The organism is Halobacteriovorax sp. (genome assembly GCF_048381875.1).
GTDB classification, from domain to species: Bacteria; Bdellovibrionota; Bacteriovoracia; order Bacteriovoracales; family Bacteriovoracaceae; genus Halobacteriovorax_A; species Halobacteriovorax_A vibrionivorans.
In genome coordinates, this window is the sequence record NZ_JBLXBP010000004.1 from 180,769 (window position 1) to 196,892 (window position 16,124).

The following is a 16,124-nucleotide window of genomic DNA, read 5'->3' on the forward strand; positions in this document are numbered from 1 at the left end:
TTTTTTTGCTATGATTTAGTTAATGTGTTGTAATTCCATAAAGAGTAAGTGGACCTTTATAGTCGGTTATTAGGAGATTAAATATGTCAGATAATTCATCAAAAAAAGTTGCAATTGTTGTTCTTGCTGCAGGTAAGGGAACGAGACTTAAGATGGACATCCCAAAACCACTAGCGCCACTTCACGAAAACACATTAGTCGATTATGTAATCGATACATTTAAAGATTTTGGTGACATCACTTTAGTTACTGGTCACCAGCGTGAGTTGGTGGAAGGCCATGTTAATGAACGCTTTGAAAATATTAATTATGTTTATCAAAAAGAGCAGCTAGGCACTGGTCATGCAGTCCAAACATATTTAAATAACTTCGATAATTCACGTGAGTATGATTACACAATCGTAACATGTGCTGATACGCCTTTAATTACGAAAGAAACAGTTAATATTTTAATTGAAGAAATAGAGAAAGGCTCTAATGCGGTATGTGCAACTTTTACGGCAGAAAACCCTGCTGGTTATGGACGCATTGTTCGTAAAGGGGATGGGTTTCAAATTGTAGAAGAGAAAGATGCTAATGATGACCAAAGACAAATTGATGAAGTTAACTCTGGTCTTTATATCTTTAAGACTCTTTATTTAATGGATCATATTTTTAATCTATCTGATGATAATAAGTCTGGAGAATTTTACTTAACGGACACATTCTCTCCTGAAGCAAATGTTACACCACTTCTATTTGAAGATCCTCGTGAGTTTTTGGGTGTAAACAACTTAATTCAACTTTCTCAAGCGGATATCTACTTAAGACGCTCAATTGCACGCTTCTTAATGCTTGAAGCTGGGGTTCGTTTTACAGATCCTTCTCATACGTATTGTTATTCGAAGAATATTGGTCAAGGAACACATCTATTTCAAAATGCTTTTATCGATGACAAAACAGTAATCGGTAAGAATGTTATTATCGAACAAGGCGTGACAATAAAGAATTCAATTATTGAAGACGGTGCCATTATTAAGGCCAATTCATATATTACTGACTCAAAGGTCTCAAAAGGTGCTTCAATTGGACCAATGGCACAACTTAGACCTGGAAGTAATATTGGTGAAGGGGCAAAGCTTGGAAACTTTGTTGAAGTAAAGAAGTCAAATATTGGTAAGAAGTCTGCTGTGTCTCATCTAAGTTATGTCGGAGATGCTGAAATTGGTGATGGTGTAAATATTGGCTGCGGATTCATTACTTGTAATTATGATGGGGCCAATAAGAATAAGACAATAATCGGTGATGGTTCATTCATCGGCTCTGATACACAAATGATTGCTCCTATTGAAATTGGGAAAGAGTGCTATGTTGCGTCAGGCTCTACGATCAATAAAAGTATGCCTGATGGATCTTTTGCTATTGCTAGAGGGCGTCAAGAGACGAAAGAAGGCATGGCAAAGCGTTTCATTAAGAAAAAAACAGATAAATAAGTCATCCAAAAATTTTAATTTCGCCTGCAAAATGGTATCTTTTCCTAATTAGTATTGTTTTAAACATATAAGGAAGTGACTATGTGCGGAATTGTTGGGCATTTAGGGCCATCAAATTCAGTTGACGTTGTTCTAGAAGGACTTAGAAGACTAGAGTACCGAGGGTACGATTCAGCTGGAGTTAGTTTCATTAATAATGATGACAAGCTCCTCGTTTATAAGAAAGAAGGAAAAATAGCTAACCTTGAAGCAGAGCTTGAAGGAAAAGATATCCATGCCAGATCTTGCATTGGTCATACACGTTGGGCCACTCATGGTGGAGTAACCGATTACAATGCTCACCCTCACGTTTCTACGAAAGATGGTATTGCTATGGTTCACAATGGAATCATTGAAAATGCATCTGAAATTCGTGAAGAACTTAAAGGTCAAGGAATCTATTTTGAATCTGAAACTGACTCTGAAACATTTTTAGGACTTCTTATTTATCATAAACGCCAGGGAACTCCAATTCGCGAGGCGATTGTAAAATCATTTGAAAGAATTGAAGGCTTCTCTGCATTTGTTGTTTTAAACCGCGAAACAGATGAAATCTTTGCCATTAAAAAAGGTGCACCTCTGGTATGTGGGAGTAATGAAGTAAACTCGGAAGTTTTTGTTTCAAGTGACCCTTATGCTCTTGCTGGTATGGCAACACGTATCTATTTTCCAGAAGACGGTGTTCTTTGTCATTTAAGTGTTAAAAATAATCAACTACTAAACTTCTATGAGCTTAGTGGTGAAAAATGTCATCGCTATATGTCTAAAGAGCAAACGATTGATCATGATCCAGCTTCTAAAGGTGACTTTGAGCACTATATGCTTAAGGAAATCTATGAGCAGCCTGAACTAATCCGCTCACTTACTCAATATTATTTTCAAGGTGAAGGGAAAGAAAGCTTAGAAGAAGCGACAAAGCTTCCTATGAAAGCAGTTAATATCTCTGCCTGTGGTACGGCCTTTTATGCAGGCTTAGTAATTAAAGACTATATTGAATCAAAAAACCGCGTTCGCTGCTTTGCTGATATTGCTAGTGAGTTTCGTTACCGAAATCCAATACTAGATAAAGAAGAGTTAGCAATGTTTATCTCTCAATCAGGGGAGACGGCAGATACTCTTGCTGCCCAATCAATGTGTAAGGAGAAGGGCCTTAAGTCACTTTCTATTGTTAATACAGAAGGTTCAACTCTATATCGTGATTGTGATGTAAATCTTATGATTCGCGCAGGTGTTGAAATTGGTGTTGCTTCAACAAAAGCATTCACTCAACAAGTCCTTACGGGAAAGACTCTTTCTGAAGTTCTAGCGCATGGTGGAATTGATGATGAACTAAGAAATACTTTAGCTTCTCGATACAGCTTATTAGCTGAGAGAGTTGAGCAATTACTTGATAATACAAAACCAATTAAAGATGTTGCGGATGCAATCTATAAGCATAAGGGATTTTTCTATACTGGTCGTGGAGCATATTTTCCAATCGCTATGGAAGGGGCACTTAAGCTTAAAGAAATCGCATACGTACATGCTGAAGGCTACGCCTCTGGTGAGTTAAAGCACGGGCCAATCGCTCTTATTGATGAAGAGAAAGTAAATGTTGCTCTCGTGGGTGAAGAATTATTTGAAAAAACGGTTTCAAATATTCAAGAAATTAAAGCACGTAAGGGGCTTATCGTTTCAATTGGTCCTAAGAATCGTTACGAGCTTAAAGAAGTATCAGACCATTATATTGAATTAGATTTTGAAGGACTAGGAGACCTAGCTCCTTTATATGTAAATGTTGTAAACCAACTGTTAGCTTATTACATTGCTAAAAATTTAGGTACAGATATTGATAAGCCAAGAAACCTGGCGAAGTCAGTTACAGTTGAGTAAGACGAAATAGGAATTTTAATGAAGTTAGATCACCTCAATATTCAACAACGACAAGCTGTTAAAGAGATTGATGGCCCAATGATGATCCTTGCTGGTGCAGGGTCTGGAAAGACGAGAACTCTAGTAACGAAGATAGCGTACCTTTTAGAAGAGAAGAATATTTCTCCCTTTCAATTATTGGCCTTAACTTTTTCAAATAAAGCAGCAAAGGAAATGCGTGACCGTGTCGGCCGCGATGTTAGTTGTGATGTTGGGGCACTTCAAGTAACAACATTTCACTCTTTTTGTGCAAGACTTCTAAGAGCAGAGGCCAATTACCTAGGACTAAGTCGTAATTTTACAATTTACGATACGGCCGAACAAAAGAGTGTGGTTAAAGCAATTTTAAATCGCCGAGGTATCTCTCAAAAGGAAACATCTCCATTTGAAGTAATGTACTTCATTGAGGACTTGAAAAATCACGGTCATTATCCAGATAGAGATATTTCAGATAAAGATTATGAAGTTGAAGATGATGACATCTTCTATGATATGTATCTTGATTATGAGAAAGAGCTTCATAAGGCCAATGCGACTGACTTTGGTGGCTTAATTGGTGGAGTTATTCAGCTTTTTGAAAAATTTCCTGAAGTTCTTGAGCGCTATCAGGATCGTTTTCGTTATATCTTAGTGGATGAGTATCAGGATACAAACCGCGCGCAATTTGATCTTGTGACAAAGCTTGCAAAGAAAAGGCGTAATATTTGTGTCGTTGGAGATGAGGATCAATCGATCTACTCTTGGCGTGGAGCAGATATTAGAAATATTTTAGACTTTGAAGAAGTCTATAGCGATGCTCAAATTCTAAAGCTTGAACAAAACTATCGTTCTTCAAAGAATATTATTGAAGCAGCTGGAGCAGTTATTTCCCGGAATACCCAGCGTAAGGGAAAGAGTATGTGGACAGATAATCCGGAAGGAGACTCTATCGACATAATTGAATGTTCTAGTGATCGTGAAGAAGCAGACTTTGTTTCAAAAGAAATCATTAATCTTCATAATGAGCATGGAGCTAGTTATGATGAAATGTCTGTTTTTTATCGTACTAATTCTCAGTCTCGCCAGATTGAAGATGCTTTAAGAAAATCTAATATTCCATACCGAGTTGTTGGTGGAATCAAATTCTATGAAAGAAAAGAGATTAAGGATCTTATTGCTTATATTAGGTTACTTGTTAATGATAAGGACTCGCTTGCTTTAAGTCGTATTATAAACGTACCAACACGTGGTATTGGGGCAACAACCTTAAGAAAAATAGAAGAAGAAGCAATCAAGACAGATAGCTCTCTTTGGGAAGTTGTTAATAGAATTGTTGATAACCCTGAAGATTTTAAACATATTCGTCTATCATCTCGTGTTAAGTCCTCAATGTCACAATTTGTTCACCTAATTACTGAAGCTAAGATAGCTCATGATCAAGGTGAACCACTTGAAACAGTATATGAAAAACTTCTCTACGAGTCGGGATATTGGGAGATGCTAAGAGCATCAAAGGATTATGAGTCTCAGGCGAGAATGGAGAACCTTGAAGAACTAGGTAGTGCTTTTACTCAATTTGAAGACCAGAACCCAGAAAGTCGCTTTGGTACTTTTCTTGAAACGATTACTCTAGATAACTCTGTCGTTGGAAAAGAAGAAGAGAATCAGGGGGAAGTTTCTTTAATGACTATTCACGGGGCCAAAGGTCTTGAATTTGAATACGTCTTTGTTACAGGAGTCGAAGAGACTGTATTTCCTAGTTACCAATCAATGGAAAATGGAGAGGCTGCAATTGAAGAAGAGCGTAGACTTTTCTATGTTGCCATGACTCGTGCCATGAAACATTTGTATATTACATTTGCTCAAGGGCGAATGCTTTTTGGTCAGCTAAGGTTTAATGGTTTTAGTCGCTTTATCCAAGAGATCCCAAACAAATACTATACTTGGAGAAAAATTGGTGGTGGAATCCAGGCCAATGAAAAAGATGATTGGGATGATCTATGTGATCCTGTTTATGATGATGAGCCGGTTTATCGAGTGGATTCATCGGCATCAAAAAAAATGCAAGAAAAGAAGGCCACTTATCCAAAAGGATCAAAAATTGTTCACTCTCTCTATGGTGAAGGTACTGTTTTAGATTGTATTGGGCCAAGTGGGGATGAAAAAGTAACAATTAAGTTTAATGATGGTGCACAGAAGAAGTTTATGGCAAAGTTCGCACCGTTGACTTTAATCTAAATACCATTGGAGGGTATGTGAAAACTAAGTCACCATTAAAAATAATTTTTTTATTTTTAGGAGCCGCTGTATTATTTGCAGCGATTATTCTCTTTGTGGCAAAGAGAAACTTGAAACCAGATGCTATTAGGCAAGTCTTTACTGAGCAATTACAAAAGGCCCTTCCTAATGCACAAGTTTTCACGCAATCTCTTGATTACTCGCTAGGAGTAACTTCTAAGGTAAATATTAGAAAAGTAGAAATACTTTACCCTCATGCTGGAAGAAAGCTTCCTTTAAGTTCATTTGATAATCTACAAGTTGAAGTTCCTTTTTGGACGATGCTTTTAGGTTATGGAACGATTTCCATTAACATTAACAAACCAGAAGTCAGCTATATTGAATTTAAAAAGGGCTCCAATTGGGAAAACTCTTTAGAGAAAAAAGAAGTTGTTAAATTTGGAACAGAAGATAAAGAAAGCAACAAAGCTTCATCAAAAGAAGAAAGTAAGGATAGTAATGACTCGTTTGGAGCATTAGGCTTCTTTGCAAATGCAAGTATCAACTTAAATATCAATGATATTAAGGCAAACTATGCTCTTAGAGATGGTGATCACGGTGAAGTTATTATTAATCGTTTTGCCCTTAGAGATGTCGGTCTAAATACGACAACAACGTTCGAGCTCAAGTCTCGTTTTGACCTGTTAAAAGATAAGCAAAATGCAATGTCTTTTAATCTGGCAATCTTAGGGGAGTCGAAGCTTGATAAGTGGCTTACAGAAAAGAGATTAGACTTTAATGCGGAAGCCTCGATTACAAATATAAAGTCGAATCTTTTTATTAAGCCTTTAAATAAAATACTTTTAACGATTAATGGTGGCCTAAAAGATAAGCAGTTCTCATCGGAGTTAGCTGTTGCGCTTGAAGAGCAGCAATTTATGAAATCTAAACTTGATTATGATTTAAAAAATGGAAGACTATTTTTACATAATCTAAATCTCGATACAGATTTTAAAAACTTTATCTCTTACTTTATCGATTTAACGACTCTCGACATTTTAATTAATGATGGAAGACTTAAGGTTGAAGGGAAGCTAAGCAGTCAAAATAATAAGCTCAATCCAAATATTACAACTTCAGTAAATGGAAATGTTGTTGCATATAATATCCCTTTGAAATTAGATGTAAAAAATAATCTTAATAATAAGCAGATTCGTTCTGCAATTGAGGTCAAAGCTTTAGAGGGAAGTGCAAAAATAGGCCAGTCAACACCATATGTACTTGGAGTTGATCGTTTTGATTATTTAAAAACATCTATTGTAAACGTTCATTTAAAAGATGTTGTTATTCCTACACAGATACAAAGCAGACCAAGAGAGGAAGAAAAGAAAAGCTCCGAGACAGATAAAGATGAAAGTGGTGAGACAAGTAGTAAAAAGTCACTATCCAATACTGAAGGAGAAATTTTTACTCAATTTCCACTAAAGTCCAAAGTTCGATTCTCAAATGTCATCTTAGGAGAGTCACCTATAAATGGGCAAATTTCTCTTAGTGTTAATAGGAAACAATTAAAGATCAGATCTAATAAGTTAAAACTTGGAATTGCTCCTTTGATGCTGAGTTATGATTCTCAAATAAAAGAGAATTCAAAAACTTCACAAGTCAAAAGCTCATTTAAGAACGTTGATATTTCAAGCGCTGCACTCTTTATCCCTGAAAATATAATTGATTCAATAGAAGGAAGCGCAAGTGGTGCTATTGATGGAAAGACTAAGGACCAGGAATACGACTTTAATGTTAATTTAAGAGTTAAAGAAGCAAAACTTAATAAAATAAACCTGACAAAGGTCTTAACCAGTTTATTTTCAAAAGTTGAAAAAATAGCCAAAAAGGATTTCCAAATTGATGGGAAAATAAATGAGATATCATTTAAAGGACGTTTTGATGATCGTCTTCATCAAATTCAAGAGTATCGTGTCATTATTGATGATGGCCTTTACGTTCTAAGAGGTAAAGGAAAGATAGACTTTAAAACGACTGGTGAACTACTTGGAGAAGTTGTTATTAATAAACCAGATTTGAAGCATGATCTTGAAAGAGATTATGGTACATCTAGTATTCCTTTTCGTTTAGAAGGTGTTGGTTACCAATTAAGAAATGATTACGAATATACAGTAAAGAAGCTTGCTGAATATGCAGGTAAGAATTTATTAAAGAAAGAATCAGATAAGATTCTTAAAAAGAACAAAAAGAAAGTAAAAGAATTATTTAAAGGTTTATTTCAATGAGTAAAGATTTAATTGGATCAATTGATATTGGTTCAAATTCAACTCTTCTATTAGTTTTAAATACAAAGACGAAAGAAGTCGTTGAAGAAGTTTCAACTATTACGGCACTTGGTAGAGGACTGGATAAAAATGGTGTGTTCCAAGATAAATCTATGGAAGATACATTCCGTGCTTTAAGTGAATATAAAGATAAATGTAAGTCTCTTGGTTGCGAAAAAATAATCGTTACTGCAACAGAGGCCTCTCGAGTTGCCAAAAATGCGCAAGAATTTTTCTCAAGAGTAAAAAGAGAATTAGGTTTAGAGATTCAAATTATTTCTGGTGAAGGTGAGGCTTATTACACTGCATTTGGAATAAATGAAATGATGAAATCAAAATCGAAGATACAACTTATCTTAGATGTGGGTGGAGCTTCAAGTGAGTTAATACTTATTAAGCCAAAACCTTTTGAAATATTAAAAACAGTCTCACTTCCAATTGGATCAGTACGAGTTGATGATTGGATCAAAGACGGGGAACTAAAAAAGAACCTAGATGCTATTTTCGAAAAATATAATGTTGAAGATTATAGTGGTTACGATGTTATTGGAGTAGCTGGAACATTAACTAGCTTAGCTCTTATGTTTTCTGGGGCCAATGAATTTTCAAACGATGCAATTAATAATTTCTCACTAGCACTTGCTGACTTTAATGAGAGTGTGGATCGTATACAACTGGTTGATGCAAAGGCATTAGGAAAGCAGTTTTCTTTCTTAGGAAAAAGGTCTAAGACAATTCAATCTGGAGCGATTTGTTCTCAAACAATCTTAAATAAGATCAATCCAAGAGAAATAAAATTTTCAACTTACGGCCTACGTTATGGAACGGCCATTTCTGGAGCAATAGATGAAACTTACCTCGTATGAATTATCAACTTTAGAGGCCGAGTCTTTGATTTTTAAAGAAGGGCAAAAAGCGGATTATATTGTTCTTGTGAAGTCTGGTACAGTTGTCACTGTAAAAGATCATAATGGACGTCTTGTTCCAACTGGAATTCATAAAAATGGTGACTTTCTTGGAGTTTCAGGTGGAATAAATCGCGGTGTATATGATGAGTCAGCCTTTACTGTTGGTCAGGTGGAGCTTATGCCTATTCCTATTAGTGAAGTTGCAAAAATTATCGATAATAATGAGTTATGGCTTAAGAAAATTATTAATACGACTATTGATCGTTTAGATAGCGCTGTAAATATTCTTGCTGAACATAAGATTTTTGATACTGCTAAAAGTAGTGATTTTTCGTTTGATGATGAAGCAGAGGCCAAGTTTAGGAAGTTAATGAATGCATAAGTTTATAATTGGAATTTTATTCGTCTTTCTTTTAGGCTGTCAGCAAGAAGAGACTAATTGGCAAGGTGGAGTTGATCAAAATAGTAATGGTATCCGTGATGATATCGATACTTGGATAAAAGAGAAAGCAGGGGATTCAAATCGTCTTAAAAAAGCACTTGAAACCCTGGCCAAAGTAAACCCTGCTGATTGTGAGTATTCTGTTAAGGCAAAATGTTTAGAGCAACTTAGTGAAGATGGAATTTTTCTTCAAATCGAGTTGTTGGAGCTACAATTAAATACGAGTGAATTAAGAGAGAAATTCGAGGACAACCTTAAAAATTGTCCCCGTATTGATGATCGAAAAATTAATTATAAGTGTGATTTATAGGCTAAGTCTTCCACGGTTATTAAGAGCAACAATTGTATCAGTAACTCTTTTTCTGGCCCTTTGAATATCTCTTGTTTCGTTTCCACCAAGATTCTTTACAAGGTAAGAGTATGCCTCTTCAGCACTTTCTCTTGGAAGAAGTGTAAGAATTTTCTTCTGAAATGTTTTTTCACACTCTTTAAGTGCAACACCTAGAATTGGGGCCTTAATAAACTTTAGGACTTGTGCTAAATCAATATCATCTAATGAGTAAATAGTATTGAATGTGATACTTTCAGCATATAGCTCTTTGGCCAGCGTAGGATTTCTCATCTGGATATTTTTAAGTAACGTTGCCCTTTCTTCTGCTCCCATAAATTTGAGCATTTCAATAATTTGAGCTTTACCGTTAATGAATACTCCACCATTTTCTTTGCTAGCTTCCATTTAGTTTCCTTTGGGAGATTAAGCCTCTTCCCATTTCATTTTTTCTTTCATGTATTTTTCGCGAGCTTGTTCAAGTGTATCGCGGTGAGACTCTGTCATTTGCGAAATCTGATTGTCATGGGTTTCTTTTAATTCTGCAACCCTTGCTTCATGGGACTTTTTCATATTATTAAGCTCAAGCTCCATGCGCTCTTTTTCTTCTTTAACAAGTTCAGATTGCTTGTCTCTAATTTGTTTTAATTTAAGTTCCGTCTTATTTTCAAGACTACTGATCTCAGTTTCATAGTGTTTATTAAGTCTTTTAATGTCTGCAAGATGCTTTTTCTCAGTCTTTTCATATTCACGATTATTCTCGATCTTCGCCTTCTTTAATTGATGGGCGTGTCTCTTGTATTCTCGTTGCTTGAATCTTTCGAGCTGCTGACGGTTAATTTCTGTAGACATAATATACTCTTCTTTGACTAGGACCTAAAAGCGTCCTAATATATTTTATAAAGGATTTAACCGTAAGTGAATGGAGGCAAATATGTCCTTAAATAAAGGCCGTCGTGTATTTTTAATAGAGGGAAAACGAACACCATTTGGTAAATTTGGTGGCTCATTAAAAGATATTAAGCCTGTGGACCTAGCGGTGTCTGCCACAAATTCACTACTTAGCGAAGTTGGTCTTAAGGCCGAGCTGATTGATCAGGTAATTCTCGGTAATGTCGTCCCTTCGTCAACTGACACTATGTATGGTGGAAGACATTTGGCCTTAAAGGCAGGATGTGATGAAAAGACTCCTGGAATTACTATTAACCGACTATGTGGCTCGGGTATTCAGGCAATTTTAGATGCGACTAGGTTAATTAAATTAGATGAAGCTAATTGTGTACTGGCCGGTGGAACTGAGAATATGTCGATGGTTCCTCATCTAACATATGGTGCACGTTTTGGTACGAAATACGGATCACTTAAGAATGTGGATATGCTACTCGATGCCCTAACTGACCAACATGCAGGTTGCCCAATGGGGATAACGGCAGAAAACCTTGGTGGGAAATATGAAGTATCTAGAGCTGATTGTGATGAATTCTCACTACTTTCTCACCAAAGAGCAGCTGATGCCTATAACGATGGACACTTACAAAAAGAAATATGTGAAGTCGAAATCAGAAAGGGAAGTGTTTCAAAAGATGAACACTTAAGAGCTGATGCGTCTTTGGCCGATATGAATAAACTGCGTTCAACTTTTGTAAAAGATGGCCTAGTTACTGCTGGTTCTGCATCCGGAATTGTCGATGGTGCTGCTGTGGCCTTAGTTGCTAGTGAAGACTTTGTAAAAGAGCATGGTTTAAAACCTATTGCAGAAATTATTGATGGTACAGTCGTTGGAGTTGATCCGACAATTATGGGAATTGGCCCAGCTCCAGCAATTAATCAAATCTTAGAAAATAATAAAATGGAACAATCACAGATTGATCTATTTGAAATTAATGAAGCTTTTGCTGCACAAACATTAGCTTGTTTAAAAGAACTTTCATTAGATGTGAGTAAAGTAAATATCTGGGGGGGAGCAATTGCACTAGGACATCCTCTTGCTGCTTCTGGAACTAGAATTACAACAACACTTGCACATCAATTAAAAACTGAAAATAAAGAGTACGGTATTGCAAGTGCATGTATTGGTGGTGGCCAAGGAATTGGTATCCTTATCAAAAGAGTATAGATGAATAAGGTAAGTGAAGAATTAAAATTCTTTCATAATGATTATGTAGCTTTTCGTGACTGGCTTTGTCTCGATATTCAAAATGTAACGTGGCAAGGTAAGTACCGTGAGGATTTTGAAAGATTTTGGCAGGCTTTCTTTGATGAGGACTTAACCTTATTTCAAATCTCTAAGCGCTTCACTTATTTAATCGAAAATATAAATGTAGGTCCTCTAGAATCATGGTTCATTTGGCTTAGAGATAAGTTTAATTGCTATGTTTTTATTTCACGTGGAATTACAATTGAAGAGCTTGCACAAAACCTTCACCAAAATGAAAGAGATATTGCAATTCTTTTAAGAAGCTTCTTTGTTGAAGTTTTTCCTGAACATGAAGAGTATATAAACCGTAACTTTACAATTAACGATATCCTTTCAAGCAATAAATCTACAACAGTTCAGAAGTTAGTCGATGATCTCGGCGTGGATCTCACTTTTTCAGGAAGTCATAACCATGAAATTCTAACCTCAATGGAGGTAACACTTTATCAAGAGTGGGTATACTTTGTTAGAAAGATGGAAAAAGACTTTAAAGTTAGAAATTTTAATCTTTCACGTATTAAGTTAAGAGATAACTTAAGTTCAAAAATTCAAACTATGGCACAGATATTTGCCTTTGTCGGTATTGCTATTTTTCTTGTTTGGGCCATTGAGTATGCGAATAAAACTTATGAAAGTTATCTAGCGGATAAAATTAGTGTATATGAACCACAGTTTCGTTGGGAAAATGAAGGTTTAAAATTCACAGAAGAAACAATCGCTGATCAAGAACAGATTGCACAATTTGAATTAGATATTAAAGATATTGAAAATGTTGATGATTCAGAAAACTTTCTTGGTGAAACATTAGAAGACGAAGAACGTGATGAAGTTGAATCAGAAGTTGTTCTAACATCAATTGATACACTTCCAAGAGATATCTCGTCTGCTGATCGCGAGCAGTCGTCTTTTGAAGAAGATATTAAAGGTGGTGGTTATCGTGATTCTCGCTACGGTAATACAAAAGTATATCGAGTGATGATGAACTCTGCTGATACTGATGAAACTCGTCGAAGATTATCAAGACTTTTAGATCTATATAAAGTTACACAAGTCGATAACGTAAAGCCTGGCCTCGCTGTTCCTGGTGGTTTTTATTACAACCTCTATGTTCCTAGATCTCACTTAAAAGATTTCATGGCACAAGTTAAAGGTGATGATGCTGTTGTTATTTATGAATCTCGTACAAGAACACGTCGTAATCCACCTGGTAAAAATAAGGTATTTATTTGGCTTAAGACAATCTAGCTGTCTATATTTCGATAACTTTCCCATTGTTACAACACGCGTTTAAAAGTTGCCCAAAGGCAAGTTTTAATGCGAAGTTGATTCGAGGACTTTTAAGTTGAATTACAGGACTATGAATTGGATACTACATTTGCCCATCTGGAATGCTAAACAATGTCTTTACTTCACGAAGTAGTTGGTGAGTCTGACCAAGGAAGTGCCATTGCCTAACAAATCCAATCAGCATTGAGGCAATAAACCCATACGCAACACCTGAGTGAGTTGTTTTTTCCACCATATTAGTGTCATGGGCACCACCTAGGAAAAATGCAATCATTCCTAGAATGATCATGAGCATTGTCCAAGGAATAGTTTGTCTCTTGGCCAGGTCGGCTTTATGAACATAGCGTTTAACTTTATCTTTATATGGAGTTAGGTCTGCCGGTGCGTCATCAAATAGCTCGTGTAGATTTTTTTCACTCGTAATAATCAGATTGATATTATTAACAAGTCTCGAAACACCAATGAAATAGAACATTACGAATGCTTGTGCGAAGATTGTATAAAGGTAGGCTGGAATGGCCAACTTTATGTGACTGATACCTACATCAATAAATCCTAGTGCTACGCAAGTAGTTAGGCCGATTGCGGCAACCATGATAACGATCAGTCCTCTTAATAGATAGGCCATAATTTCACCTTTTATAATTGTCAACTATACTCTAATTTGCTAATTCTTATTTCATATTTAATAAAACATTTACTATAAGGCAATTTCTTCGTGAGCGAGAAAAATCAAAATAATAAACTAGATAAAAAACTTCTTGAAAGTAATCCGGTAATGGGCTCTTTAATGGTGCCTATTGCAATCGTATTAGTTGGAGCATTAATTATTTTTGGTGTGACTAAAATGCTTTCAAATGATCACTCTTATAAAGATCTTGTCCATGAGATGAAGTCGAAAACCTTTGGTAATAAGTGGATTGCAGCACTAGAGCTTTCAAAAGTTATTTCTGCTGGAGCAATTGAAGAAGAAGATATTCCTTGGGTTGTAGAAAATCTAAAAGATGTTTATCGAACTAGTGTTGATCCAAGAACTCGTGACTTTGTTGTTGTGGCAATTGGGGCCCTTGGTAATGAAGGAGGCCTTCCTGTACTTGAAAGTGCCTTAAAAGATAAAAATCATCCTGAAATTAATTTTCATGCAATGGTGGCACTGTCAAAAATGCCTAAGGGTATTTTGTTTAACTGGGATCTCGTAAAGTCTTTTTTAGGACGAGATGATGCGGCGCTAACTCAGGTGACGATACTGACTCTTGCTACTCACGAAGTGAAAGATACAGAAAATTTATTTGTTGATCAGCTTAAAAGTGAGCTCGGTTTCACTGTTAGATATGCCGCAGCTACAGCATTAATCGCGTATAAGAACGATGAAGCGAAAAAAACGATCAATGAGATTTTAATGCTAAATGATGAGTCTTTAGGCAAAAGATTAACTGTACAGGAGATCCGTGGCCTTAAATACAATGTACTCACTGCGTTGAAAAAGTACGGTTGGAACGAAATGTCGCCAAGCGTTGAAAAAATGATAAATATTGAGAAGGATATAAAAGTTGTCAGCCTTGCAAAGGAAGTTTTAAATTCGTTGAAATAGTGATAACATCCTTCAAAGAATAAATTGAATTTGCAGTAACTTATGAATCACAATTTGAGTCATTGCGACTTAAATTAGTGCATTTTTGAATAAATAAGAAATAGAGGTTTCTAAAAATGTCTGAAAAAAAACAGCTAAACCGAAGAGAGTTCTTTAGCTTTGTAACTGTTGGTTGGGTTGCGTTTACTTCTGCAATCGCAGGTTTCTTAACATTAGCTTTTCGCTATACTTACCCGAACGTTAACTTTGAACCAGAAATGGACTTCGTTGCCGGAAGGCCTAACGATTACGAAGAAGGCGTTGATGAGCGTTGGAAGAACGGTTACGGTGTTTGGATTGTTAAAATGGAAGGGCGATTATTTGCACTTTCAAATATCTGTACGCACCTTGGTTGTGTACCAAACTGGTTACCTGCTGAATTAAAATTTAAGTGTCCATGCCACGGTTCTGGTTATTACCAAAATGGTATTAACTTCGAAGGGCCAGCTCCAAGACCACTTGAAAGATATAAAATTTCACTGAATGCTGAAGGGAAAATCATCGTCGATAAAACTAAGATCTTCCGTTATGAAAAAGGTCAGTGGGATAACCCTCAAAGTTTTTTAAAGGTTTAATTTAGTAAAATATATAGGAAGGAATAACAATGGCTAAAAGAGGTGTTGTTGATTACATTAGAGAGACTCAAGTCTGGAAATCAATCTTTAGACACGGTCCTCCGACAAACGCAAGAAATAGAGCAGCAGTAGTTGCTGGTAACGTGTTTTTACACTTACACCCAATCAAACTTAAGAAATCAGGGGTTCAGCTTGGTTATACTTGGTGTATGGGTGGACTTACTTTCTTTATTTTCTTAGCACTTACTGTAACTGGTGTACTTTTAATGTTCTATTACAGACCAACTGCTGAGTACGCATATAACGATATTATCGCACTTAAAGAGCACGTACCTTTAGGGATTATGCGTGAGATTCACAGATGGGGTGCCCACGCCATGGTTATTACTGTGTGGTTACACATGTTCCGAGTCTTTATGACTGGTTCATATAAACCACCTAGAGAGTTCAACTGGGGTGTTGGTGTTATTCTTTTAGTATTAACTCTTCTTCTATCGTTCACTGGGTATCTTCTACCTTGGGATCAGTTAGCGATTTGGGCGATTGCCGTTGGTTCAAACATGGCCAAAGCAACTCCATTCCTAGGGCATGGTGGTCCAGGTGCAGCGCTAGCGCAAATTGGTGACTTCGTAATGGTTTCTGATAAAAACGACGTTCGTTTCCAGCTTCTAGCAGGACGTTTCGTTGGAGAGCCAGCACTACTGAGATTTTATATTCTTCACTGTGTATTCATTCCACTTGTTGTAGGTGTTCTAATTGCAGTTCACTTCTGGCGTGTAAGAAAAGACGGTGGGATTTCAGCACCACTTTAG

The 16,124-nt window shown here is 36.3% G+C and carries 15 protein-coding genes; 12 read left to right on the forward strand and 3 right to left on the reverse strand.

The features are described 5' to 3' along the window. The first annotated feature begins 83 nt into the window (after positions 1 to 83). The 7 genes from glmU to ACN5L8_RS13385 all read left to right on the forward strand — a co-directional run bounded on the left by glmU (position 84) and on the right by ACN5L8_RS13385 (position 9,605). Complete coding sequence (gene glmU / locus ACN5L8_RS13355) at positions 84 to 1,472, forward strand: bifunctional UDP-N-acetylglucosamine diphosphorylase/glucosamine-1-phosphate N-acetyltransferase GlmU (protein WP_419173271.1); 1,389 nt, start codon at positions 84 to 86, stop codon at positions 1,470 to 1,472. Between the two features lie 81 nt (positions 1,473 to 1,553). Next, positions 1,554 to 3,383: a glutamine--fructose-6-phosphate transaminase (isomerizing) gene (gene glmS / locus ACN5L8_RS13360; RefSeq protein ID WP_114706193.1), complete on the forward strand. Its 1,830-nt coding sequence runs from the start codon at positions 1,554 to 1,556 to the stop codon at positions 3,381 to 3,383. A gap of 18 nt (positions 3,384 to 3,401) precedes the next feature. Then, entirely contained in the window at positions 3,402 to 5,639 is a 2,238-nt protein-coding gene (locus tag ACN5L8_RS13365; RefSeq protein WP_419173272.1) for an ATP-dependent helicase, read from the forward strand. 17 nt (positions 5,640 to 5,656) lie between these two features. Further along, on the forward strand, positions 5,657 to 7,906 hold the full coding sequence (locus ACN5L8_RS13370) for a hypothetical protein (RefSeq protein WP_114706195.1): 2,250 nt from the start codon (positions 5,657 to 5,659) through the stop codon (positions 7,904 to 7,906). Further along, positions 7,903 to 8,811, forward strand: a complete 909-nt coding sequence (locus ACN5L8_RS13375; RefSeq protein ID WP_114706196.1) for a hypothetical protein — start codon at positions 7,903 to 7,905, stop codon at positions 8,809 to 8,811. The genes ACN5L8_RS13370 and ACN5L8_RS13375 overlap by 4 nt, the downstream gene beginning before the upstream one ends. Continuing rightward, complete coding sequence (locus ACN5L8_RS13380) at positions 8,792 to 9,235, forward strand: Crp/Fnr family transcriptional regulator (protein ID WP_114706197.1); 444 nt, start codon at positions 8,792 to 8,794, stop codon at positions 9,233 to 9,235. Before ACN5L8_RS13375 ends, ACN5L8_RS13380 begins: the two co-directional genes overlap by 20 nt. Beyond that, a complete protein-coding gene (locus tag ACN5L8_RS13385) occupies positions 9,228 to 9,605 on the forward strand; it encodes a hypothetical protein (protein ID WP_114706198.1) in 378 nt (125 codons plus the stop codon). Before ACN5L8_RS13380 ends, ACN5L8_RS13385 begins: the two co-directional genes overlap by 8 nt. Here ACN5L8_RS13385 and ACN5L8_RS13390 read toward each other — a convergent pair. Together ACN5L8_RS13390 and ACN5L8_RS13395 are read right to left on the reverse strand one after the other, a co-directional pair. Continuing rightward, positions 9,600 to 10,031 (reverse strand): FliG C-terminal domain-containing protein, encoded by a 432-nt coding sequence (locus ACN5L8_RS13390; protein WP_114706199.1) that lies wholly within the window; start codon positions 10,029 to 10,031, stop codon positions 9,600 to 9,602. The two genes, ACN5L8_RS13385 and ACN5L8_RS13390, sit on opposite strands and share 6 nt — an antisense overlap. Before the next feature lie 18 nt (positions 10,032 to 10,049). After that, positions 10,050 to 10,475, reverse strand: coding sequence for a hypothetical protein (locus ACN5L8_RS13395; RefSeq protein ID WP_114706200.1), 426 nt, complete (start codon positions 10,473 to 10,475; stop codon positions 10,050 to 10,052). An 82-nt stretch (positions 10,476 to 10,557) separates the two neighbouring features. Between ACN5L8_RS13395 and ACN5L8_RS13400 the strand changes: the two genes are divergently transcribed. Both ACN5L8_RS13400 and ACN5L8_RS13405 read left to right on the forward strand, forming a co-directional pair. Continuing rightward, positions 10,558 to 11,739, forward strand: coding sequence for a thiolase family protein (locus ACN5L8_RS13400; RefSeq protein ID WP_114706201.1), 1,182 nt, complete (start codon positions 10,558 to 10,560; stop codon positions 11,737 to 11,739). Continuing rightward, positions 11,740 to 13,065 carry a hypothetical protein gene (locus ACN5L8_RS13405; protein ID WP_114706202.1) on the forward strand — a complete coding sequence of 442 codons (1,326 nt, stop codon included), beginning with the start codon at positions 11,740 to 11,742 and terminating at the stop codon, positions 13,063 to 13,065. Positions 13,066 to 13,189: 124 nt separating this feature from the next. On the opposite strand, the gene ACN5L8_RS13410 is transcribed toward ACN5L8_RS13405, so the two are convergent. Continuing rightward, a complete protein-coding gene (locus ACN5L8_RS13410; RefSeq protein ID WP_419173273.1) occupies positions 13,190 to 13,735 on the reverse strand; it encodes a hypothetical protein in 546 nt (181 codons plus the stop codon). Between the two features lie 90 nt (positions 13,736 to 13,825). Between ACN5L8_RS13410 and ACN5L8_RS13415 the strand changes: the two genes are divergently transcribed. The 3 genes from ACN5L8_RS13415 to ACN5L8_RS13425 all read left to right on the forward strand — a co-directional run bounded on the left by ACN5L8_RS13415 (position 13,826) and on the right by ACN5L8_RS13425 (position 16,124). Next, the gene (locus ACN5L8_RS13415) at positions 13,826 to 14,698 is read left to right on the forward strand and encodes a HEAT repeat domain-containing protein (RefSeq protein ID WP_114706204.1); all 873 of its coding nucleotides are present in this window, start codon (positions 13,826 to 13,828) and stop codon (positions 14,696 to 14,698) included. Between the two features lie 116 nt (positions 14,699 to 14,814). Continuing rightward, positions 14,815 to 15,312, forward strand: a complete 498-nt coding sequence (locus ACN5L8_RS13420) for a ubiquinol-cytochrome c reductase iron-sulfur subunit (protein ID WP_114706205.1) — start codon at positions 14,815 to 14,817, stop codon at positions 15,310 to 15,312. A 29-nt stretch (positions 15,313 to 15,341) separates the two neighbouring features. Further along, positions 15,342 to 16,124, forward strand: coding sequence for a cytochrome b N-terminal domain-containing protein (locus ACN5L8_RS13425; protein ID WP_103218399.1), 783 nt, complete (start codon positions 15,342 to 15,344; stop codon positions 16,122 to 16,124).